This window comes from Candidatus Microthrix parvicella Bio17-1 (genome assembly GCF_000299415.1).
GTDB classification, from domain to species: Bacteria; Actinomycetota; Acidimicrobiia; order Acidimicrobiales; family Microtrichaceae; genus Microthrix; species Microthrix parvicella.
Genome location: NZ_AMPG01000001.1, coordinates 563677 through 586254 on the forward strand (window position 1 = coordinate 563677; position 22578 = coordinate 586254).

Consider the following 22578-nt stretch of genomic DNA (forward strand, 5'->3'; position numbering starts at 1 on the left):
CTCAGAGCGCCGCGGCTACCCGGCTGCCGGAACCGAGAAGCGCTCCACCAGCCGAAGCAACGTGCGCACTCCAAACCCCGTGCCGCCCTTGCCGGCCTCGGCGGTGTCGCTGTCGGACCACGCGGTCCCGGCGATATCGAGGTGTGCCCATGGCATGCCCTCGGGCACGAACTCCGACAGGAACAAGCCGGCGGTCAGCGCTCCGCCGTAGCGGTCACCCCCGATGTTCTTCAGGTCGGCCACCGGGCTGTCCAGAGCCGAGCGGTACTCCTCGGGCAGCGGTAGCTCCCACACCGATTCTCCCGCCCATTTGGCGGCGTCGGAGATCTGGCCGGAGAAGTCGGTGTTGTTGCCCATCAGGCCGGCGATGCGCTGACCCAGGGCAACCATCACGGCGCCGGTCAACGTGGCCAGGTCGATGATGGCGTCCGGCTCGGCGTCTGCAGCCACCGACAGGGCGTCCGCCAGCACCAGTCGGCCCTCCGCGTCGGTGTTGAGGACCTCCACCGTCTTGCCGTTGTGGGCGGTGAAGACGTCGCCAGGTCGCTGAGCATCGGGACCGGGCATGTTGTCGGTCAGCGGCACGTAGGCCGACACCCGCTGGCGAACCTTCAAGGCCGGGAGGGCGCACATGGCAGCCAGCACCGCGGCGCCGCCCCCCTTGTCCATCTTCATCGTCATCATGCCATCACCGGACTTCAGCGAGAGGCCGCCCGAGTCGAAGGTGATGCCCTTGCCCACCAGCGCCAAGTGGGCGCCCGACCCGTCGGAGTTCTTCGACCCGCCGCTGGGTTGGTAGGTCAGTTGAATAAACCTGGGGGGCTGCGTTGAGCCCTTGTTGACGGCGATCAGGCCACCCATGCCCGCCTTGGCGATGGCCTTCTCGTCCATCAACTTCACGCCGAGCCCAGCGGCCATGGCCCGCTCGGCCACCGTCTTGGCGAGCGCGGCCGGAGTGGCCGATCCACCCGGCTCGTTCACCAGATCCCGGGCGAACGCGACCGCCTCCCCCACCACTCGGCCCCGCTGCACGCCTGAGGACAGCTCACGTCCCAGCTTTGACACCACCACGATGTCGCGCAGTTTGACCTCGGATGACTTGTAGCGGTCGTAGCTGTATGCACCGGATGCCAGGCCCTCGGCCAACGCCTGACCCATGGCCCGGGGGTCGAGAAGTTCCGACGACGCATCCGGGAAGTCCACGTTGATACGACCGAATTTGGCCCCGGCCTTGGCCGCCACCGCCCCGGCGCGACGGAAGGTGTCCGGGGTGACCTCTGCCCGGTCGCCAAGCCCCACCAGGATGCGCACCAAATTGCCGTCACCCGGGACCATCACGTGCGTTCCAGGCTTGGCCTCGAACCCAATCCGATCGAGGTAACCCCAGTCGACCCCGTCGGTGTCAACCCGATCGGTGTCGAGCAACATCACAAGCGCATCGGTGCGGATGGGTGGCTTGGCACTGACCTTGATCTTGGGAACGTCAGCCATCGGTTGGAACCCCCGACTCACCTTCGGATGCAGGTTCATTGGGGGCAGGTTCGTTGGCGGCAGGGTCCTCGGTGAATGCGGCGTCACCCTCGGGAACCGACCGGGCGGTCAGCGATTCGCCCTCCACCCAGCGTGCCAGGGTCCACAACAGATCAGACAAGCGGTTGAGATAGGCCAGCACCTGAGTACCAACGCCTTCAACCCCCAGCGAGTCGCGTTCGGCCCGACGGGTCGCCGTGCGGGCGACATCGAGTTGCGCAGCCACCACGGACTCGCCGGGCACCACAAACTCGGTGGGGAGGTCGAACAGCGCCGACGTGTGGTCGATCAGGCCTTCCAGGCGCTCGACCATCGGCGCCGTGACCCTGGTGCTCCCGTCGCTCAGCTTGGCGTGGTTCTCCGGGGCGGTGGCCAACTCGGCCATCAGCACCCAGAGGTCTCGGCCCAACGAAACCAGAATCTCGTCCAGGACGCCGTGCCCACCCGGTACCTGCTCGGCTTCGGCCGCCAGCGCTCGCGCAAGGCCGATGTGGGCCTGCGCTTCGTCCACACCGCCGTAGGCGGTCGGCGCCGGCGAATCCTTACGAACGCGACCCCCGTAGAACAGCCCGGTGGTGCCGTCATCACCCTTACGTGTGTACACCTTCATGGCGCCGAGACTACCGACGACGCGACCCCTGCCGACCTCAGTTGGCGTAGCGGTCGAGGAACACCGCCATTTGCCATCGATTCAACTTGAGGTTCGGGCCGAACATCCCCGGGGCGACGCCGGAGGTGATCTGCGCCTCGGTCAGCCACGACACCGCTTGGCTGTAGTAGGCGCTTGGCGACACGTCCCCAAATGAGTTGGTTTGCGAGGGCGGGGGGCTTCCGGCGAGTTTCCAGAGGAACGTGGCCATCTGCCCGCGTGTCACCGGCTGAGCAGGCGAGTAGGTCTCCGGGCCGGTTCCGCCCGTGACCCCCGCTCCCACCAGCCACGACACGGCCTGGTCGTAATAGGCGTTGGTCGACACATCGCCAAAGGTGTGGCGCTGTGCGGGTGTTGGCGAGCACACGACCTTCCACAGGAAGGCCGCCATCTGCGCGCGAGTGACCTGCTGCGACGGCCCGAACATGCCGGGGCCCACGCCGGAGGTGATACCCGACGACACCAGCCAAGCCACCGAATCCGAGTAGTAGGCACCGGCCGCAACGTCACCAAACCCGTGCGGCGGCCCAGGGGGATTGGTCAGGCACGGATAGGCCGGGGTCGGCGGGGACATGGTTCGCCAGTCCGGGTCCATATCGCCCGCGGTGTTGCTGGTGAGTGCACCGGCACCCAGACCATCGGCACCGATCCGCCAGATCTCGGCGTCACCTCCAACGAACGACACAAAGACCAGCCGCAGGTCATCGGGTGAAAATGAGGCGTGGAGGTCATTGACTCCGGCTCCTCCTGCCGAAGTTGCGGTGAGGTTGTGACGATCAGTGCCGTCGAGACGACTGGTGAACACGTCGTACGGTGTGGCGCCGGTATTGGAACGGCTGAAGGCCATGCGCTTGCCGCCGTTGCCCAGGTCCGGGACCTCGTCCACAGTGGTGCCCGTCAGCACCGGCGTCCTGCCGGTACCGCTCAGGTTCACCCGATACAGGTCACCGGCATGCGAGTAGAACACCACGTCCGAGGCGTTCACCGTCGGGTCATATGAGTTCGCTCCTGCAGCGGCGAACGTGACCACCGCAGCGATACCGCCGCCGTCGGCGTTCATGCGCCAAATCTCGTCGTGCCCGCCAGTGCGGCGGACGAACACCAACTGCGAGCCGTCCTTGCTCCAAGCGGGTTTGGAGAGCGTGTCCGCAATACCTTCCGAGAGGTTCACCGGGCTGGTGCCATCGGCGGCCATTACCCACAGGTCGCTACCTCTCGTCCAGGCGATGCGCTGCCCGTCAGGGCTCCATGCGGGGAACCGATCGGCGGCCGGATCGTCGGTGAGCCGGGTCTGGACCCCGCCATCATCCTCCATCGTGTACAGCTCAAGGTTGCCGTCCCGATCGGAGGAGAACGCGACGTCGGCGGTCGTCTCAGCACCCAGCTCGGATCGGGCCAGGGCCAGCAGCGAGTCGCGGGCCGACAGCAACGATGCCGACCCGGTGCCGTCCTTGACCGACGTCGCCGAGTAGGCGGTGGGGAACGCGGTGTCCACCACGGCGTCGACATCGGCCCCTCGACCATGGCCGTCAAGCCACTTCATCAACTCGTAGTCCTCACGACCGTCGCGTATGCGCTTGAGTCGAACCGTCTCCAGCGGGATGGCGTTGGTACCACCGATGTTGGCCACGGTGCCCGGCGCAAAGAGGGTGCCGTCGCCGTTGGCCCCGCTCTCAAACAACCCACCCGAGGAGAAGGCCGAGTCGAGGCGCGCATTGACCGACCAGTACAGCTCACCGGTTGCGTCATAACGCCAGGCCATCCAACTCATGGCCCGTGACTGCACGGCCGGCGCATCCACGGCGTAACCGGGCCAACCATCCCAATAGCTGATCGGGCTGCCAAAGGTGTCGCCGCCGCACCCATGAGACAAGCACGAGGCATAGAGCCAGAGCTCCCGGCCGGGAGTACCCAGAAAGGCGTTGTAGGTCGGCCTCTGGTCGCCTGCCAGCAGCTGGCCCGGCTTATCGTGAATTCGGTTGAGCGGCGGCACCAGGATGCCCGTGTCCGGCATGCCCGCCGGGCCCGCCCTGGCGTTGAGTTGGCCGATCGTGGCGGTCACCATCGAGGGGCGATTCCAAGCGGTCTTGGCCTCGTTCGCAAACGGAGCGCACGTGGCCCACTCCGTGGCCGAGTCGTTCGGCTCATCGCATCCGTACCAAACAAACTTGTTCGAGAAGTCCTGTCCGGCCTCGGTGGCCTCTGCCTCCCAGGCGTTGGCGCACGCGGTGCGACAGTGCCAATCCCGGTAGGCGTATTGCGACACCGTGGTGGCCTGGGCATTCCCCAACCGCCACTTGGCACCGGCCGGCACGGCCCCCGTTCCACGGATGGTGGGGCCCTCGATGAGGTTCTCCCACTCTGCTGTGAGGTAGTTCGCCGGGTTCTGATCGGCCCGCAACCCCGAACCGTTGGCCAGCGTCGTCCGGTTGTCCAGCGCCAGACGGGAGTACATCGAGTACAGCGTCCGGCGCAGTGTGGCATCGCCGCCACAGTTGTTTGTACCCGTGTGGGCGCGGCAGATCGAATCGTCGCTGCCGCTCTGATAGTTCAGGTAAAACGCACTGCGCAGGCTGGAGGTGGCCGGAATCGTGAGGTTGAGCACCTCCAGCGTCACTGCCACCTGGGTCGAGGTGCCGTTGGCGGACAGTGTCAGCGAGTCGGCAAACACTCCCGAACCCACGGTGGTCGGCACGAACACGTCAACCCAGATCACCCGGTTTTCCCCGGACGGCACGTCGAAAGGGAAGGCGTTGCGGTTCTGCGAATACAGCTGGTCGACCTCGGGAATCAGCGCATCACCCCAGCGGCCGACAGCCCCTTCGCCGTCCGATGGCTCGACGACGTCGTTATAGGCCATGCGATATCGCCCCGTGGTACCCCAGCCAAATAGGTCGCCCGACAACGAAACATTGGTTGCGGGGCCCTGAACGACTATCTGAAATGACTCGACCTCGTTGCGGGCAGATGTGAGCGAAACCGACCCCGGTGTAGGCGACAGGGTCTGAGTGGGTCGCACCTGCTGCATGGACGACACAACCGAGATCGTCGGCACTGCTGCACCGGCAGGCCTCGTCTGGGCGACCACCGAGCCTGCGATGACCAGTGCGGCGATGCACGCCCCAACGATGTTGCGATGCCGTCTGCGGTTGGCGCATCTCCCTGCCATGTCAGCTTCCTCCGTCGTAGATGATGTCCACCGGAACCGTGCCGTAGTCGTAGCGGCCACCCGCCCTCACGTACTTCCACTCGGAGGAGCCGACCCAGTACGAATTGGATTGGTGGCTGTACACCCGAAACCGCCAGGAGTAGCCGGCGATCAGCGCCATGTTGACGCAGCCCCTGCTATTGGTCTCCACGGTGGTCACCTGTGACGACTGTCCCTTGATCCATGCATCGACGTTGACAGGACCGGTGTAGCTGCCCCAGAAGGCTCCGTACCCGATGTTGTTCCAGGCGCCGAAACACACCTGAGCCGAGCCCGACGCCGGTGGCTTGGGTTTCGGCGGAGGCGGCACGGCAGCACACCCACATGATCCAAGCAGCAGCGCGAACGCAGCGCCCACGACCGCCAAGCGAACCGATCGGGACCTCAACACTGTGCGATGCAATCCGGAGTTCTTGGCGGAACCCGCCGTCCCCGGCCGCTTCTCATTGAGCTCCATGTTCTCTCCTCGGGTGTTCGACGCACCGTCGCTGGGCCAGCCCTCGCTGAAAATCGTCGCTGTGACAACCGTCGCTGGGCCAGCCACCTCACGAGAGATTCTACGAAACCCTTCGTTCGTGTACACCCCGAAAGTGTGCCAACTTCACCTTCTGCCTCAAGGCCGCCGAGCATTCGCCCGTCGGCAGAGGCCGTCGTGGCGGCTCCAAGGGTCGTTTGGGTCCGACCGCGCAATTCGGATTTCCGCCCTTGGACGGTAACCTTGACGCCCTATGACCCAGTCTTCTTACCTGTCGGCAGTTCGCGAGCGCGTGGTGATCTTCGATGGCGCGTCGGGAACTTGGTTACAGGCTCATGAGCTGGGGCCGGACGACTTCGGCGGCGAGGCGCTGGAGGGCTGCAACGAAATCCTCTGCGATACCCGTCCAGAGTTGATCTCCCAGATGCACCGCGAGTATTTGGAGGCGGGTGCCGACGTTATCGAGACCAACAGTTTCGGCGCCTTCGGTGTGCCGCTGGCCGAGTACGACATGCCCGAGCGGGCCCACGAGCTGTCGCTGAAGTCGGCGCAGCTGGCCCGCGCCGCCGCCGACGAATTCTCCACACCCAAGAAGCCCCGATGGGTCGGTGGGTCGATGGGGCCCGGCACCAAATTCGCCACCTTGGGCAACATCAGCTACGAGGATCTGCGGGCCAGCTACTACCCATCTGCTTTGGGCTTGTTGGAGGGTGGGGTCGACCTGTTCGTCATCGAGACCCAATTCGACCTCCTGGGCGCCAAGGCCGCCATGGCCGCCTGCCGCGATGCCATGGCCGAGGTGGGCCGTGAGGTGCCCATCCAGGTGCAGGTCACCATCGAGCTCACCGGCCGCATGCTGCCGGGCACCGAGATCTCGGCGGCGCTCGTGGCACTCGATGCGATGGGTCCCGACGTCATCGGCATCAACTGCGCCACCGGTCCGGTGGAGATGGCCGAGCACGTCCGTCACCTGTCCCAAAACAGTCGTGTGCCCATCGTGGTCATGCCCAATGCCGGGTTGCCCTCGGTGGTCGACGGCAAGATGCACTACGACCTGACCGCCGAGCAGTTCGTCGAGCACCAGACCCGTTTCGTCGAGGAGCTGGGCGTCACGATCGTCGGCGGCTGCTGCGGCACCACCCCGGACTACATCCGTCAGCTGGCCGAGGCGGTCGGCGGGCGGCCCGCCACCTGGAAGCCCGGCGAGTTCGAGCCCGGCGCCACGTCGATCTACAGCCTGGTGCCCTTCGAGCAGGACGCCAGCTTCCTGATCATCGGCGAGCGCACCAACGCCAACGGCTCCAAGCGGTTCCGCGAGGCCCTGCTTGAAGGCGACTGGGACACCTGCGTGAAGATGGCCAAGGACCAGGTGAAGGAGGGCGCCCACGTCCTGGACGTGTGCGTCGACTACGTCGGCCGCGACGGGGTCGCCGACATGGAGGAGATCGCCAGCCGCTTCGCCACACAGTCGACCGCGCCCCTGGTGCTCGACTCCACCGAGCCCGAGGTGATGGAGGCCGGGCTGCGATGGATGGGCGGCCGGGCCATCCTCAACTCGGCCAACCTGGAGGACGGCGAGGCCGAGGGCTCACGCCTCGACCGGGTGATGAAGCTGGCCGGTCAGTACGGCGCCGCAGTGATCTGCCTGCTGATCGACGAGAAGGGCCAGGCCCGCGATGTCGACTGGAAGGTGGCGATCGCCCACCGCATCCACGACCTGGCGATCAACCGCTACGGGCTGGAGTCCTCCGACCTGATCTTCGATGCGCTCACCTTCCCGCTGTCCACCGGCGACGACGACCTGCGCGAGGACGCCATGGCCACGATCAACGCGATTCGCCGCATCAAGGAGGAGCTGCCCGGCGTGCACACGGCGCTTGGCGTGTCCAACGTCAGCTTCGGCCTCAACCCCGCCGCCCGGCACGTCCTCAACTCGGTGTTCCTCAACGAGTGCGTCAAGGCCGGGTTGGACTCGGCCATCGTGCACGCCGCCCGCATCATGCCGTTGGCGAAGATCCCCGAGGAGCAGAAGGAGGTGGCGCTCGACCTCATCTACAACCGTCGGGGCACCGAGGGCACGCTGTCCGAGGGCGACAAGGACTACGACCCGCTGGTGAAACTGCTCGAGGTGTTCAGCGATGTCAACGCAGCCGAGGCGGTCGTCGAAGACCGGACCGACTGGACGCTGGAGGACATCCTCAGCCACCGCATCATCGACGGCGACAAGGAGGGCCTCACCGACGACCTCGACAAAGCAATGGCTCAGGGCATCGCCCCCCTGTCGATCATCAACGACATCCTGCTGGCCGGCATGAAGATCGTCGGCGAACGCTTCGGTGCCGGTGAGATGCAGCTGCCGTTCGTGTTGCAGTCAGCCGAGACGATGAAGGCGTCGGTGGCGCACCTCGAGCCGCACATGGAGACCGCCGAGGACGACACCGGCAAGGGCTCGATCGTGTTGGGCACCGTCAAGGGCGACGTGCACGACATCGGCAAGAACCTGGTGGACATCATCCTCACCAACAACGGCTACACGGTGCACAACATGGGCATCAAGGTGCCGATCACCGAGATGATCGACAAAGCGTTGGAGACCAAGGCCGATGCCATCGGCATGTCGGGCCTGCTGGTGAAGTCCACGCTGGTCATGCGCGACAACCTGCTCGAGCTGACCTCCCGCGACCTCGAACACATTCCGGTGATGCTCGGCGGTGCGGCCCTCACCCGGGCCTACGTCGAGCGGGATCTTCGCGAGAACCATCCCGGCCGCTTGTTCTACGGCAAGGACGCCTTCGAAGGCCTGCACACGATGGACCGGCTGATGAAGATCAAGGCCGAGGGCGAGCAGGAGGACGACAAGACGTGGGGCATCGAGCCCGGCGGTCGTGAGATTCCCGGCCTGTCCGAGCGCATGGCCGCTCGGGCAGGCGAGACCACCGTCCAGGCGCCCGCGGACCTCCCGGCCCGCTCTCCCGACGTTGCCACCGACAACCACGTGTTCATGCCCCCGTTCCTCGGCACCCGGGTGATCAAAGGGATCCCGATCGACGAGATCGCCACCTGGATCAACGAGACCACCCTGTATCGCAATCAGTGGCAGTTCCGTCCCGAGACGGGCGAGGACGACGTGGCGTTTAAGGACAGGCTGCGTTCGAGGTTCCGTGAGGAACTCGCCAAGGCCCGTGAGGACGACCTGCTGGTGCCCACAGTGGCCTATGGGTACTTCCCCGTCAACGGTGACGGGAACGACGTGGTGGTCTGGACCGACGAGAATCGCAATACCGAGCGGGCGCGCTTCAAGCTGCCCCGTCAGCACAAGGAGCCCTACCTGTGCATCGCCGACTTCTTCCGGTCGGTCGACTCAGGTGAACCCGATTACCTGGCCGCTCAAATCGTCACGATGGGTTCCAAGGTGTCCGAGCGCACTGCCGAGCTGTTCGCCGCCAACAACTACACCGAATACCTGTACCTGCATGGGCTGGGCGTCGAAATGGCAGAGGCGCTGGCCGAGCGCTGGCACCGTCGCATCCGCGAGGAGTGGGGCTTCGCCGACGAGGACCCCGCGTGGGACGGGTCCTCACCAGACCGCACGGCACTCACCGGTCTGTTCCGCCAGAAGTACCGCAGCGGCCGCTACAGCTTCGGCTACCCCGCGTGCCCCGACCTGGAGGACAACGCCATCCTGGCCGAGCTTCTCGACGCCGAGTCGATCGGTATCGAGTGCAACGAGGACACCGGCTGGCAATACCACCCCGAGCAGACCACGTCGGCCATCATCTGTCACCACCCCCGGGCCAAGTACTTCGTCGCCCGGTGACAAGCCTTCTCTCCCGCACACCCACCCCAGCCACTACCCCCCGAATCACACCGAAATCACCTCAGGCAGAGGTCCGTGACGGATCGCGATTAGCTCGCTCCAATCCTGGCCTACGCAATCCTGCCCGGCCGCGATGCGCTACGGCGACGAGCTGACGGCGAAGGTATGGCCCGACGAGCCACTCCTTGAGGTCTGAGGCCTCGTCCTAGGCCTGGTCACGGAGGATCGACCGAAGGCAACCGAGCAAATCATCGAGTCTGGTCTCGACAACTTCCCAAACGATCTCGCTGTCGATCTTGGCGTACCCGTGGATGAGGACGTTTCTAAACGCGACGATCCGGCGGAGGTCGGGGATCTCACTCGCCATCTCTGGGTCCGCCTTGAAAATTTGGTTCAACGCCTCTCCGATGATCTCGAATTGCCGCTCAACTGCTGATCGGGTCTTTGCGTCGTTGAGGTAGTCATCGAGCGACGACTCGCCAACGAACTACACGATCAGTTCGCCAGCCCGGATGGCGTCCCAAAGGAGCGCTCGCGAGTCAGGCTGCATACATGACTCGGGAGTTCTCAGCCACGGAGTCGGCGAAGTAGGGATTCTCCATGGCACGAGCCATGACGAGGTCGACGGGAGACCCAAGAAGCTGCTCGAGTCCGTCCTTCAAATTGAAGTAGGCGTCGAAGAGCGAAGGGGTCGATGGATGGAACTCGACCAAGAAGTCCAGGTCGCTGGTCGCAGGGTCCCAGTCGCCTCTCACGGCTGAACCAAAGATCACCAATCGACTCACGCCGTGGGCTCGACACAGCTTGGCGATCGCTTGGCTCTCCAAAGTCGGGACCGCGGACACGGAGCCTCCTCGTCGTCATTCTGCCACGTCGTGATGCCGACTCGACCGCTACTTTGCCGAGCGGAGCTTGAAGAGGGCCTTGCGCGCGGCCTTGGCCACCGACTTGTCGGGGTGACTCGATGCGATAGCGCCGAGGACCGTCTCGGTGTCATCGCCCGGGACTCGCCAGGCCCGCATCGATCATGGCGTCGGCCAGCCGTCCGACGGCCGACTCGCCACCGGCGTAGAGCCAGTGATCGATCTCCGCCCTCTCCTCCGCATCCGGCAGATCGGCGCCGGCCCCCGGCAGATCGGCGGCGTCCGAGTCGCGGAGCCCGCCGATGACCGGTGCCTCGGCCACCTCGGCGGCCCACCGGTGCACGAGCCACCAACCGAGCACGTCCATCTCCACCCAGCCACCGGAAACCTCCTGTCCGCCGGAGGAGACCTCGGACACCTCGTCGTTCTGCTCGCCGCAGAGGTAGAGCAGCATGTCGGGCAGTTGCTCATCGAGACTCTCGGCGAACCAGCCGAAGCCATAGGGATCGATGCGGTTGAGGTCTCGGGGCGGGCACACGTCGAAGATCAGCGACCGGAATGCCGCATCGGCCAACTTGAGGGTGGGTTGCCTGGCCAGATGCGCCTTGGGCCCCGGCACCACCTTGTTGCCCGTGCGAGGGCGTTTCAGCAACTTGGCGTCGATGGCCACCTGGAAGACGAGGTCGAGGCCGCCCAGGTCGGCGCTGCTGCGGGTCTTGAACTGCCTGTCGCCGATCCACTCGTCGACCCGGTCGCCCGTGCGCAACACCTCGACCAGTTCCATGCCGTCGGCCAACTTGAGGTTGCCCGTCTGGGTCAGGGCCTTACCCTTGCCGATGTAGTCGACCAATCCGATCAGCTGGTAGAGGAACGGCGCCCTGGTGAGCGCCTGCTCGAGTTCGTCGTCGGTGGGGAGGGTCACCGGGAGGAACGGCGGACGCTTTCCCATCGCCTCCGGCGGGTAGGCGGTGGGGCCCAGCACCTAGTCACGTTCAGCGCGGGGCCGTTGGTTGAACTCCCCCTTCCAGGCATCCATCGACGCCTGATCGCCTAGAACCACCCCTTCCGCCTTGCCGTGGTCCACATGCGCTTCCCGAAACCCCAGTTGCTTTCGTCGGACATCGCCGAGACGAACTGCGTCTTGGCCCCGGGTAGACGGACAACAACACCTCGGTGACGTGCGCCGGAGGTCACCGGTCGGGGCTGGCGCTACCCGGCCGAGCGGAGCTTGAAGAGGGCCTTGCGGGCCGCCTTGGCGACCTTCTTATCGGGATGGCTCGACCCGATGGCCTCGATCGCCGGCTCGGTGTCGTCACCGCCAACCCTCCATGCCCGGTCCAGCATGTCGGAGAGGCCAGCCGGGGCGGCGGCCTGTTCCGCCCACCCAGTGGCAGCCACCTCGGGTCCCCAGAGGCCCGCTACCGTCGCCAGCAGTTCGACCCAAGACTCGGGGTCATTCCCCATCTCGAAAATACTGGGGTCGAACCGTCCGGTATCTACGCCGTAGACCAGCGCCATGAAGTCGAGCCCAACCGCTTCAAACTGCTGACACGTTGGAGCGTCGTTCGGGCCGAGACGAAGCAACGCGTGGTAGGCGCCATGACGTTGGGGCGGGGACACCTCTGCCATCGCCGCGATCATTCGCTCCACGGCGGTCTCATCACCGACGGCGAGCCAATTGTCGAGTTCGGCAACAGCGGCGTCGTTGGGGAGCTTGGCCACGGCAGTGAGTAGCTCGACTGGGCTGAGATGTTCGAGGGAGCCGGGCAACGGAATCCCTGCCATCTCGGCCACCAGGCGGTGGACCAAGACCTTCCCCAACACGTCGAGTTCGACTCGGCCTCCGGATGTGGTGTCTGCGCCGGTCGTCGCGCTGGCATCAACGAGTCGCACCACCCCCAGCTCAGCGAAACGGCCCAGCGCGTAGCGGGTGTCCTCGACAACCAGTTGGCTGTAGAAGTCCAGGTTGTCCGGGTCGAAGCGCTCAGATTCGGAGAAGCTCTCCCAGTCGTAGGACTCCTCGATCTGGTCCCAGGTGTGGCGACCGAACTCGTCGACGTCGACCGGGGTCTCGGTCTCGTACAGGTCGAGCAGCAGGCCCAACATCCGTTCGTCGACCTCGTCGACGAACCACGAGAACCCGTAACGGCTGTGGCGTTCGCCCGACCCAGCCGAGCCCGCCTCGAAGAGCATGGCAGTGAACACCGCGTCGGCCAGCTCGATCGTCGCTTCGGTCGCCAGACTCGCCCGAGCGCCCGGAACCAGCGTCACCCCCAGGTCCGTCAGCGTCAACAGGTCGGCATGCAGCGCCACCTGGTAGATCAGATCGAGGCCTGCCAGCTGGTCGCTGGCTGGCGCGTCGTCGTCCGAGGGGTCGCCGGAATGATCCTGCAGATCGCCGGTGTTGAGCAGCTGGACCAGCTCGAAGGTGTCCTCCGAGCTGAACTCGCCCATCTCCCCCACCCCCCTTGATTCGCCGACGTAGCGCACCAGCGCCACGAGCTGGCGGAGCATGACCGCATCGTCGAGCGCCTGGGTGAGCTCGTCACCCCCCGGAATCGCATCGGTGGGGGCCATTCGGGGGGCCATCAACCCAGACATCGGTATGCCCCGCGTGCCGAGTACCCGGTCGCGCTCAGCCCGAGGGCGCTGGCTGAACTCTTCCAACCACTCGTCCATGGCGAACTGGTCGTCCAGGTCGACCCCCTCGGCCTGAGCGCGGGACCACAGACGTTTTTCAGCAGCCCAGAGGCGTTCGTCGGCCATCTCCGAGACGAACTGATCGGCCATCTGCTCTGCGCCCTCGGCGGCAGTCTCGAACATCTCGGCCCTGCTGGGGTGTCGCTCGGCCAGAAACCTCATGAGAGCGGCGGCCGCTGGCACGACCTGAGGGAACTCGTCGGGTTCAAGGATCACGTTGACCGGGTGAAGATCGAGCAGCACCTCGGCGACATCGCGGAGGTCCCAATCGTCGGGGGCGCCGCCCAAAAAGTCACATTTCACCTCGAGCAGCCGCTCGACAGCATCGCTGAGCCGATCGCCTTCCTGCTTGGTGAACTCGCGCACCAGCCGATCGATCACCCGCTGCTGTCGATTGTCGATCCCATTGCCTTGAGCCATCCGCGCACGGTAGTGGCCCTCCGCCGACCCGGCTTTGGGTGAGTGCTCATCCAAGGGCTAGTCCGCCGAGCGGAGCTTGAAGAGCGCCTTGCGGGCGGCCTTTGCGGTCTTCTTATCGGGGTGGCTCGACCCGATGGTGTCCAGCACGTAGGGGGTATCGGTGCCACCCACCCGCCAGGCTCGCTCCAACATGACGATGATGCCTAGGGATCCGGAGCTCGCTCCGGCCCATTCCATCGCGGCAGCCGATCCCAACAGCTCGATGACCGTCGCCACCAGCGCCACCCAGCCCGCAGGGTCACCTGCGCGATCGACTTCCCGCAGCGGCGCCTGGCCCGAGTCAACCCCGTAGACGAAGGCCAGCTCGGCCTGACCCAGTTCTTCCATCCGGCTCGGGCTTGGCGCTCGGTCGGACCCAAGGCGCAACAGGGTGTGATAGGCCAAGCGTCGCTCAACGGACGACACGACAGACCAAGCCTCGACCAGGGCCTCCGCAGCGCCCTCGCCGGTGGCATCAAGCCACCCATCGATGCGGGCCTCAACCTGGGCGCCAGGCAGGTCGGCTGCCGCCCGCAACATGTCGGCGGCGCCAAGGTTGACGAAGTCCTCCGCCGTTCCCCGTGTGCCCAAGACCTCTGCCGCGAGTCGGAGGAGCAGCCAGCGACCCAAAGGCTCGAGCCCAACCCGACCGCCCTCGACGCCCGTCCGACCCTCGCCGTCCCCGACCTCGTACTCGTCGATGATGAACACGACACCCAGCTCGGCGTAGCGGCGCAGCAGGTGGCTGACGTCGTTGACGACCAGGCGCCGGAGGTCGTCCAAGGCATATCCGGAGATCGCATCGAGGTTGAGTTCGCGTTGGAGGAGCTGCCAGACGCGTGTGGCGAGATCGTCCACGGCGAAGAGTCGGCCGTCGTCCTGGTCGAGCCAGAAGAGGAGCTTGACCGCCATCGCGTCGATTTCCTCGGCAAGCGACGCAAAGCCGTAGCGGGGGTCGAAGTCGTCGCTGACCGTCGTCGGTCCCGCATCTTCCAACATGGCCTGGAAGGCCACCTCGGCCAGCTGCAAGGACACCCCCTCGGCAAGGTGCGCCTGCGGTCCCGGCACGATGTCGGCGTCGTCTATCGCCGCGTCGAACGGGTCCTCCAAGTCGAGGTCCAGGTCCCGCTCGTCGTCGAGGTCGCCTATGTCGACCGCCGCGGTGATCCTCAGTAATCCTGCCACCAGCGCCACCTGGATCACGTAGTTGAGGCTGGGAAGGAGCCCGCTGGTGGGCAGATGCCCCAGTTGCTCAGCCAGGCCCTCCACCGGGTCGTCAATGTCAAGCAATCGACGCAGCTGATCGGTGTCATACGGCGTGAGGTCGCCCATCTCGTCCACGGGGCGGCCATCCCCGATGTAGCCCACCAGGGTCACCAGGCGCCGGAGCATGACCGCGTCATCGAGAACCTCGACGAGTTCTATCTGGTCGGGCCTGGCGAATGGCCGCTCGGGTCGTTGGGGAGTCTCCTGGCCGATCAGCGACGGTTCGTCCAGGCCCCGCTGCTGCTCGTCGCCCTCGCCATCAATCACGCACTCACGGTACCTGCACACGACCGTCCAAAAGTAGCGAGGCCACGTGCGTCAGCATTGCTCCATTAGCTTCATGGCACGGGTCGCGTCAGGAGAACTTCGCAGTCACACGCGGCACTTCTCAACCGCGTTGACGCAGGTGAGGAGATCACGGTCCCGGTCTACAGGCGTGAAGTCGCATATCTGGTGCCGGTCGATCGGCGGTCGAAGTACTTCGCTCGGGAGGAGCTCATTCGAGAGGTGCTTCCCCACCCGGCCGACCCCGCGCTCAGGGACGAGCTGACAGATCTGCTCGGTACCGAGACCACCGACGACCTTGAGTTCTGATCAGCCAACCAGGGCGTTGTCGACACGTCGGTTTTGATTGCCCTCGGATCCGATGGGCCGTTGGACCATGCTTTGCCTCCCGACCTGGAGGGCGTCCGGATTCCGCTGTGGAGTCGGGGGGGTAGCGCTTGGCCAAGCTGGACGTCGCATTGTTGCTACACTTGTCGCATGGCGCGGGTTGCATCACGTGAGCTTCGAAACCAAACCAGGGCGCTCCTCGAACGCGTCGAGGCTGGGGAGGAGATCACGATCACCGTGAACGGACGCGACGTGGCACGGTTGGCCCCCGTGGGAAGTCGCCCCCGATCGATTGACTCCAACGTGTTCCTCGACATGATCGAGGCGACTCAGGCCGACCCCAAGCTGACCATCGAACTCGATGAGATGATGGGCGCCGAGACCACCGACGACCTGCGGTGGTGACGAGCGAAGGCTCGGCCAGTGACGACGCCGCAGCCGCCGGGCTGTTCGACACCTCGATCTTTATTGCCGAGGAGACCGGTCGCCACATCGACCGGACCCGCATTCCCCCTTCGAGTCTCGTTTCGATCATCACGATCGGCGAGCTGCGATCGGGTGTACTGAGCGCTTCTGACATATCCACCCGCGCCATCCGCTTGGAAACGTTGACCACGGCGCTCACCCTGGACCCGTTGCCGATTGACCAAGCGGTTGCCGCGAAATGGGCTCGGCTTCGGAGCATCCTGACTCATGAGGGACTTCGCATGGGCATCAATGACTCATGGATCGCCGCAACAGCCATGGCACACGACATGCCGGTGGTCACCCAGAACACGGGCTTCCCCGACCTCGAGGAACTGGCCGTCATCCAGGTATAGGACTGCCACTCACGGCGCCACGTAGCGTGCCCCACGACGTTCGCCCACCATGTCCAACAGACCCTCGTCGCGCATATCCCGCAAAACTTGTCCAGCCAAGACGGGCTCGATCTCGCAGAGTTCCGCAGCTTGGCTGCGGCTGATTGAGCCGTCTTTCTGCACGAACTGACGGATCTGCTTTTCCATCCTCTCCCGGCTGGGCCGACCGTTGGACGATCCCGGGCCCAGTACGCCCTCGTCGATGCCGCCAGCAAACCGAACGGCCGAGCGATCAGGAGTCATCTGGACAAAGCGCTGATAAATCAATCGAGCAAGCACCCGCCTTGCGGCGGTTTCCTCGACGCCGAGGAGATCGACGGTTCTGCTGACTGAGACGCTTCCGTTCCGCTCGATCTCGTAGAGCACGCGCAAGTCATCAAGCGAGAGGGTGCCATCCCACACTCGCGCCAGCGATGTCGCAGCTGCGAACGTGGACGCATCGTCGCCAGGCGCGAGCCGAACCACCACGGACTCCCCTGTGGAATCGGAGTAGTCGGGTGGCGGCCGTCCGTTTCGCAGTTGGCGTTCGAAGACTCGGTTGACCCGGCGGCTGGTGCGGTCCACCAGGCCCGCCCGCTTGAAGACATCAGCCAAGGTGTGATTGCGGGGCGTGGGCGGCGTCGACAGCAGGTTGGCGACGGTCACGCCCTGGGGGAACCCACCCGGATTCGAGACGGTCAACACGTGATCGGAGATCTGTACCAGCACCGAGCCGAGCCGGGCGTAGTCGCGATGTACCAACGCGTTGGCGATCAGCTCCCTGATGGCAACGGGATCGAACAGCGGCCGCCCAATTCGCTGGGTGCCGAGGTTGACCTCCGCCTCCTGATCCCTCACCGCGACTCGTTGGACCAGCTCGTCCATAGCTCTGAGCAACGGCACCCGACCGCTCCATTGAGACCTGATCTCCAACCCGACCAGTTCCTGAAACGCCACCTCATGGGCCGGGAGGAAGTGCCCGATGGAGTCCTCGCTCCCGAAAGGCAGCAAGGCGCCAACGGTGAGTTCGCCCGCCCTGGTGACCAGATTCAACGCCTTGAGAATCTCCTCGTCTGCCAGCGTCGCGAGCACCTCATCCCCGCCCGCCATGGCCAACCGGCGCATGCGGTCGAACTCCTCGGACTCCAGGTCGTCAATGGTCGCCGACGCCATTGCCGCATGGGAGAAGTCCTGCTCGCCGATGCTGCCAGCTCGGGAGATCACCTCCTGGGGAGCCTGGGGGATGCACTCGGGTTCACCTTTCACACCCATCGCCCGCCGCAGGTATTTGCCGCCGTTGGTGGCCGTGACCATCTGAGCGGCCGGCACCTCGACGCTGACAACCTCCACGCCCTCGATCGAGGTGAGGTCGACGTGGACCCGCATCGGAGGCGAGGTTCTGCATAGTTGTATAACTTCGTCAACGGCCCGCCGGAGTTATATAACTATGGATCGGGGCGGGTCAGCCTCGTTGGGGCAGGTGCTGCTTGAGGGTGAGGGTGTCGGCGAAGAGGTCACCGAACTCTTCGACGCGGTCGGGCACGTCATGAATGTCGAAGCTGAGCGGCTCGCCCTCGGCGCCGGCGGACACCTCGTCCCAGCTGATGGGGGTGGACACGGTGGGCCGATCCCGGGCCCTCGTGGAGTACGGCGTGATGGTGGTCTTGTGGCGGGTGTTTTGCGACCAGTCGATGAACACCTTGCCGTTGCGCTTGGCCTTGGTCATCTCGGTGAGCACCCGCTTGGGCTCCCGCTTGGCCAGCAGCTGACCCATGGCGAGGGCAAAGCTGGAGGTGTGGTCGTAGTCGTGCGGCGTGTTGAGCGGCACGTACAGCTGCATGCCCTTGGATCCGGACGTCTTGGCGAACCCCATCAGATCGACCGAGTCGAGGACCTCCCGCAACCACAGCGCCACCTCGCAGCAGCCGGACAGGTCCACGTCCGGCCCGGGGTCAAGGTCGAGGACCAACATCGTGGGGGTGTCGAGGTCGTCGCCGAGCGCCATGTGGGTGTGCAGTTCGAGGGCGGCCAGGTTGGCGGTCCACACCAAGGCCGCGGGTTCGTCGAGCGCACAGGCGGCGATGGCACCTCGCTTGTCGCCGGGGTCGTCGACGGTGTCCAGCCAGTCGGGCCGATGCGACGGGCAACGCTTTTCGAAGAAACCCGGCTCCCCCACCCCGTTGGGATGGCGCACCAGCGTGACCCCCCGTCCGGCCAGATGCGGCAACATCGTCGGCGCAATGGCGACGTAGTAGCCGATCAGGTCGGCCTTGGTGGTGCCGGTGAGTGGATAGAGCACCTTGTCCAGATTGGACACCTTCAGGTGGCGCCCGTCGACATCGACCGTCTGCGACGACGGGGCCGCCGTGCCCGAGTCCCCCACGGAGAACGCCTACGCCGACTCGGCGGCGGGCTGGTCCTCCGCCTCGACGTCTTTCGGCCTGCGCGATTTCTTGGCCGCCGCAACGCTGGCCTCCAACGCCGCCATCAGGTCGACCACCGTGTCGTCGCGATCATCGGCCGGTGCCGGCACCGGCGCCTCCTCACCATCGGCCTTGCGGTCGATCAACTCGAGCACCGCCTGGCGATAGGTGTCGTGGTACTTCTCGGGCTCGAAGGTCTCGGTCAACGACTCGATGAGCGACGTGGCCATCGCCAACTCCTTGTCGTTGAGCTCCACGTCGGCGGCCTTGTCCATGCCGGGAATGGCCTCGGGCGGGTTCACCTCGTCGGCCCACACCATCAGCGACAACATGAGGCACCCCTCCACCGACCGCACGACGGCCAGGTGCTGGTTGGAACGCAGAACGAAGCGGCCGAGGCCGACCTTGTTCGACTGGTGCAACGCCGTGGCCAGCAGCGCATACGGCTTGGCGGCATCAGCGGGGCCCAGCCAGTAGCTGCCTGAGTAGTAGACGGGGTCGATCTCGTCGAGATCGACGAACTCCTCCAGCTCGATCAGCCGGTTCTGTTCGGGCATCAACTGCGCCAGATCGTCGTCGGTGATCGTGATCCAGCGGCCGGAACCCAACTCGTAGCCCTTGACGATTTCGGAGTGCGGCACCTCCTCGCCGGTGGCCTCGTTGACCCGCCGCTGGCGCACCCGGGCATTGTTGCGACCATCGAGTTGGTTGAACCGCACCGACTGCTCCGACACCGCCGAGAACAGCTTCACGGGGATCGAGACGAGCCCAAAACTGATTGATCCGCTCCAAATTGCGCGTGGCATGGCACTCCCAGCTCGCACCCGAGACCGGTCAGGTTACCGCGACCTGGCGACGGTCAGGCGCATGCTTTGCCCAGGCGACGCGATGGCACGTGACGACCGTCATATTGCGAAATGGTTACGGATGCGCAACTATCTGTGTTCCTCCACCACCCGGACGGCCTCCCCTGGTGCAATGGCGCACGAGCCGCTTGAGACCTTCCGCCCCCCTCCCCCCAGACCACGGAGTCGTCCCTTGGACCCCATCCGAAGCCGCCCATCACGAAACCGCGGCGCCTCGCATGGCACCGAGACTGTGATACGAACCCGCCTGGTGGCCGGCGTGGCCGCCTTGTGCCTCGGGCTCGTCGGCATGGCGGTGGTCACCGATCTGACCGCCACCGACGCCGGAAGCGCCGAGGCGCAACCCACGGCCGAGGTTCACAAGAACGCCGGCCGAGTGGCGGACGCCCAACAGGCCAAGGCGAGTGCCGAGCGAACCGAGCGGGCCGACGCCCTGTTCGAGCGGGCCGTCAAGAGCACCGAGGTGGCATCAGACCTTCGTGTTGCAGCCGCAGAACTGGAGAGTCGCCGGCGTGCCGCCGATGCCGAGGCCGCCAAGCAGGCCGCCGAACAGAAGGCAGCCGAGGTGAAGGCCACGTCGGCCGACCGCATCGCCAAGGCCAAGGCAGCGGCCAAAGCCGAGAAGGCGGCCGAACTGGCCGCGGATCGGGAGGAAGTTGCCACGCCGACCACCACCCGTGCGAGCGAACCGGCCGCTCCAGCGCCATCCACCGGCCCATCCGAGGCGGAACTGGCCGCCACAGCCCAACAGGCCGCCGACGCCAAGCAGGCGGCCGATACGAAGACATGGATGGACGCCGCCAAGGCCAAAAACGATGCGGCAGCCGCCTCGGCCTCCGCTCCCGTCGGCGAGCCCTGGGTGTCACTGGCCCAATGCGAGTCCAGCGGCGACTGGGCCATCAACAGCGGCAACGGCTACTACGGCGGTCTGCAGTTCAACCTGGGGACCTGGCGCTCCTACGGCGGCCAAGGGTTGCCAAACGACAACAGCCCCGCTCAGCAGATCGAGATCGCCAAGCGGGTGCAGGCCAAGCAGGGCTGGGGCGCCTGGCCAGCATGCTCCCGCAAGATCGGTCTCCGCTAACCAATCTGGGTTGCGCGCACAAGCACTGCGGCGAGGCTGACCAATCTGGGCCCAAACCTCGGGCGCCTCCGGCTCACCTACCAGGTTCTGAGACCACGCGGTTCTCGATCGCACCAACCCCGTCGATCTCCACCCTGACGACGTCGCCCGGCACCAGCCACCGGGGCGGGTCGAACCCCGCGCCGACACCGGCAGGGGTGCCGGTGGTGATCACGTCGCCCACCTCGAGCGTGGTCGACTGTGACAGGTACGCGATCTGCTCGGCGATGGGCACCACCATCTCGCTCGTCGAGCCGTCCTGGCGCAACTCTCCGTTGACCCAGGTGCGCAGGCGCAGATCCTGCGGGGCGGGCACCTCGTCCCGCGTGAGCACCCACGGGCCAATGGGGCCGTGGGTATCGAAGCTTTTACCCAGGGTGAAGGTGGGACTTCGGCGTTGCCACTCCCGAACCGACACGTCGTTGACAACCAGGTACCCGGCGACCGCTTCCATCGACTCGTCAGCCCCCACACGTCGCACGCGACGGCCGATCACCACGCCAAGTTCCCCCTCGTAGTCCAACGAGGGGGCATCCTGGGGCGCCCAGATGTCGTCCGTGGGGCCGATCACGCAGGTGCTCTGCTTGTTGAAAAACAGCGGCGCATCGGGGGCGGGCATGCCCATCTCAGCGGTGTGTGCAACGTAGTTCTTGCCAATGGCCAAAAACTTGGGTGGCCGGGCGATCGGCGCCAACAGGCACACCTGCGACCGGTCCAGCAACCGGTCTGTTGCCTGAACGCGTTCACCCAGTGGCACACGGTCGGTGGCGTGCACCACCTCGACGACGTCCTCGCCGTCCAGCATGCCGACACCGAGGCGACCCTCCGCCGTCGCAAACCGCACCAACCGCACAAGTACCCCTGCTCTGCCTCAGTTGCCTGACAGGAGGGCCCGGGCCACCAGGTCAGTGCCGAATGCGGTCAGGATTGCCAGGTACAGCAGGCCGGTGGCCGCCATGACCGCCGCGTACTGACGCTCTCTGAGTGCTGCACGGGTGACGATGACCAGGCCGATGGTGGTGATGGCGCTGGCGGCCCAAAACCACCCCAACATGCCGCCGTAGCCATCGTCGATCGCTCCTGAAAACACCGAGAACATGCCAGTGGGCACCAGGAACAGCGCCACCTCGACCGGCCACGTGTAACCCACCCAGCGCACCAACTCCAGCAGCGGAGCGCGAGGCAGGCCCGGCTGCACCAGGTACCAGTGGCCCAGCAGCATTCCATCGGACACGGCACCCAGAAACGCAGCGCCGGCCAGCCAGCGGGCGACCGAGAGCACCTGGGCGTCACCGCCGGTGGCGATTCCCCCGACGATCAGCGCCACCACGCCAAAGACAACGGGAATCAGGTCAAGCTCGGGCGGAAACTCGGGGATCGAATCGTCGAAGGTTTGCTCCTCCTTGTCGATGCCGGTCATCTGGGTCACCCGTGCGGACCGCGCCTGGCTTCGTTCGCGTTGCAGCTGTACCCCGGCGCCGCGGCGCCGCCAGGACACGATGGTGACCCCCAAGGTGGCGACGAGCGCCCCTGCTGCGGCCAGGTCACGCCCCACCACCGGGTGATAGCGCAGCCCCACCAGCACAGCACCCGCCAACAGGGCAATGTTGGTGCCCCTGACGGTCCAGCCGTAGCCGATGCCCACCTCACGCCTGCGACCAGTGAGCCAGAGGAATCCCGCCATGCCGGTGGCCCACGCCACCAGGAACGTTGCTGCGTCCAACTCGATCACGGTGCGATCACCCCGC

The 22578-nt window shown here is 65.7% G+C and carries 18 protein-coding genes and 1 pseudogene; 5 read left to right on the forward strand and 14 right to left on the reverse strand.

From position 1 onward, the window contains the following. Positions 1–15: 15 nt before the first annotated feature. From MPARV_RS0102770 to MPARV_RS0102785, 4 genes are read right to left on the reverse strand one after another with little or no spacing between them, the layout of a single operon-like run. Positions 16–1491, reverse strand: coding sequence for a leucyl aminopeptidase (locus tag MPARV_RS0102770; RefSeq protein ID WP_020377148.1), 1476 nt, complete (start codon positions 1489–1491; stop codon positions 16–18). Continuing rightward, positions 1484–2140, reverse strand: a complete 657-nt coding sequence (locus MPARV_RS0102775; protein ID WP_020377149.1) for a cob(I)yrinic acid a,c-diamide adenosyltransferase — start codon at positions 2138–2140, stop codon at positions 1484–1486. The genes MPARV_RS0102770 and MPARV_RS0102775 overlap by 8 nt, the downstream gene beginning before the upstream one ends. A gap of 37 nt (positions 2141–2177) precedes the next feature. Next, positions 2178–5348, reverse strand: coding sequence for an S-layer homology domain-containing protein (locus MPARV_RS20695; RefSeq protein WP_020377150.1), 3171 nt, complete (start codon positions 5346–5348; stop codon positions 2178–2180). A 1-nt stretch (position 5349) separates the two neighbouring features. Beyond that, positions 5350–5844: a hypothetical protein gene (locus MPARV_RS0102785; RefSeq protein WP_012230245.1), complete on the reverse strand. Its 495-nt coding sequence runs from the start codon at positions 5842–5844 to the stop codon at positions 5350–5352. Positions 5845–6115: 271 nt separating this feature from the next. On the opposite strand from MPARV_RS0102785, the gene metH reads away from it, so the two are divergent. Next, the gene (gene metH / locus MPARV_RS0102790; RefSeq protein ID WP_020377152.1) at positions 6116–9679 is read left to right on the forward strand and encodes a methionine synthase; all 3564 of its coding nucleotides are present in this window, start codon (positions 6116–6118) and stop codon (positions 9677–9679) included. Positions 9680–9884: 205 nt separating this feature from the next. On the opposite strand, the pseudogene MPARV_RS25930 reads toward metH, so the two are convergent. The 5 genes and pseudogenes from MPARV_RS25930 to MPARV_RS0102825 all read right to left on the reverse strand — a co-directional run. Next, positions 9885–10145: pseudogene (locus MPARV_RS25930) on the reverse strand (HepT-like ribonuclease domain-containing protein); the annotation flags it as partial. Positions 10146–10218: 73 nt separating this feature from the next. Beyond that, on the reverse strand, positions 10219–10524 hold the full coding sequence (locus tag MPARV_RS0102800; protein WP_172636546.1) for a nucleotidyltransferase family protein: 306 nt from the start codon (positions 10522–10524) through the stop codon (positions 10219–10221). A gap of 148 nt (positions 10525–10672) precedes the next feature. Continuing rightward, complete coding sequence (locus MPARV_RS0102810) at positions 10673–11524, reverse strand: hypothetical protein (RefSeq protein ID WP_020377156.1); 852 nt, start codon at positions 11522–11524, stop codon at positions 10673–10675. Between the two features lie 227 nt (positions 11525–11751). Next, positions 11752–13662 (reverse strand): hypothetical protein, encoded by a 1911-nt coding sequence (locus MPARV_RS0102820; RefSeq protein WP_020377158.1) that lies wholly within the window; start codon positions 13660–13662, stop codon positions 11752–11754. 57 nt (positions 13663–13719) lie between these two features. Next, entirely contained in the window at positions 13720–15234 is a 1515-nt protein-coding gene (locus MPARV_RS0102825) for a hypothetical protein (RefSeq protein WP_020377159.1), read from the reverse strand. A 186-nt stretch (positions 15235–15420) separates the two neighbouring features. On the opposite strand from MPARV_RS0102825, the gene MPARV_RS24495 reads away from it, so the two are divergent. The 3 genes from MPARV_RS24495 to MPARV_RS0102840 all read left to right on the forward strand — a co-directional run bounded on the left by MPARV_RS24495 (position 15421) and on the right by MPARV_RS0102840 (position 16400). After that, the gene (locus MPARV_RS24495) at positions 15421–15561 is read left to right on the forward strand and encodes a hypothetical protein (RefSeq protein ID WP_020377160.1); all 141 of its coding nucleotides are present in this window, start codon (positions 15421–15423) and stop codon (positions 15559–15561) included. A 168-nt stretch (positions 15562–15729) separates the two neighbouring features. Then, positions 15730–15984 carry a type II toxin-antitoxin system Phd/YefM family antitoxin gene (locus MPARV_RS0102835; RefSeq protein WP_020377161.1) on the forward strand — a complete coding sequence of 85 codons (255 nt, stop codon included), beginning with the start codon at positions 15730–15732 and terminating at the stop codon, positions 15982–15984. Next, positions 15981–16400 (forward strand): PIN domain-containing protein, encoded by a 420-nt coding sequence (locus tag MPARV_RS0102840; protein WP_051011920.1) that lies wholly within the window; start codon positions 15981–15983, stop codon positions 16398–16400. The genes MPARV_RS0102835 and MPARV_RS0102840 overlap by 4 nt, the downstream gene beginning before the upstream one ends. A 9-nt stretch (positions 16401–16409) precedes the next feature. Here the strand turns inward: MPARV_RS0102840 and MPARV_RS0102845 are convergent, their stop codons facing one another. The 3 genes from MPARV_RS0102845 to ku all read right to left on the reverse strand — a co-directional run bounded on the left by MPARV_RS0102845 (position 16410) and on the right by ku (position 19647). Next, positions 16410–17804, reverse strand: coding sequence for an ATP-binding protein (locus MPARV_RS0102845; RefSeq protein ID WP_020377163.1), 1395 nt, complete (start codon positions 17802–17804; stop codon positions 16410–16412). 76 nt (positions 17805–17880) lie between these two features. Beyond that, positions 17881–18801 (reverse strand): non-homologous end-joining DNA ligase, encoded by a 921-nt coding sequence (ligD, locus tag MPARV_RS0102850; RefSeq protein WP_020377164.1) that lies wholly within the window; start codon positions 18799–18801, stop codon positions 17881–17883. Positions 18802–18810: 9 nt separating this feature from the next. Further along, a complete protein-coding gene (ku, locus tag MPARV_RS0102855; protein ID WP_031277120.1) occupies positions 18811–19647 on the reverse strand; it encodes a non-homologous end joining protein Ku in 837 nt (278 codons plus the stop codon). Positions 19648–19966: 319 nt separating this feature from the next. Between ku and MPARV_RS22085 the strand changes: the two genes are divergently transcribed. Beyond that, positions 19967–20791, forward strand: a complete 825-nt coding sequence (locus MPARV_RS22085) for a transglycosylase family protein (protein ID WP_202948800.1) — start codon at positions 19967–19969, stop codon at positions 20789–20791. Between the two features lie 73 nt (positions 20792–20864). Here MPARV_RS22085 and MPARV_RS0102865 read toward each other — a convergent pair whose 3' ends face one another. Beyond that, positions 20865–21674 carry a fumarylacetoacetate hydrolase family protein gene (locus MPARV_RS0102865; protein WP_202948801.1) on the reverse strand — a complete coding sequence of 270 codons (810 nt, stop codon included), beginning with the start codon at positions 21672–21674 and terminating at the stop codon, positions 20865–20867. Positions 21675–21701: 27 nt separating this feature from the next. Beyond that, entirely contained in the window at positions 21702–22562 is an 861-nt protein-coding gene (locus tag MPARV_RS0102870) for a hypothetical protein (RefSeq protein WP_020377168.1), read from the reverse strand. Between the last annotated feature and the right edge of the window lie 16 nt (positions 22563–22578).